The 505-nt window shown below is 71.7% G+C and carries 1 protein-coding gene; it reads right to left on the reverse strand.

Features of this window, described 5'->3' with window-relative positions:
- A partial coding sequence (locus ACFWJO_RS40790; protein WP_386873453.1) for an FAD-dependent monooxygenase occupies positions 1-444 on the reverse strand: 444 nt, incomplete at its 3' end.
- Between the last annotated feature and the right edge of the window lie 61 nt (positions 445-505).

The following is a 505-nucleotide window of genomic DNA, read 5'->3' on the forward strand; positions in this document are numbered from 1 at the left end:
TCCACGCACCAGTCGCCGCGTCGCGGGCCGCCGTGCGCGGTCGTACCGGCGCAGCGCGGTCTGAATGTCGGTGTCGGCGGTGAGGAATCGGCCGAGCGCAACGGCGTCGACGAGGGCCTCGCAGGCGCCCCGACCGAGGTTCGGCGCCATTGCGTGGGCCGCGTCACCGAGCAGGGCCGCGTTGCCCGACACGTACGACGGCAGCGGGGGCGACTCGTACAGGTCGTGGTGGAGCATCGCGTCGGGGGTGGCGGCATCCAGTACTGCCCGGACGTCGGCGTGCCAGTTCCCGAACCGCGACCGGAGGTAGTCGAGGCCGCCGGGGTGTCCGGCGTCGGTGCGGACGCACGCGAACCAGTTGACGAGATCGCCATCGCGCGGGGTGATGCCGAAAAGTGCGTCCGTGTCCCAGGTTTCGCTGACGGTGTCCCGATGTCCGGGCACCCACCCGCGCCAGGCGGTCGCGCCTACGTACCGCGGCTCGAACTTCTCGCCGCACAGTTGA

Source organism: Streptomyces sp. NPDC127092, assembly GCF_042722475.1.
In the GTDB taxonomy this organism is placed as follows: Bacteria; Actinomycetota; Actinomycetes; order Streptomycetales; family Streptomycetaceae; genus Streptomyces.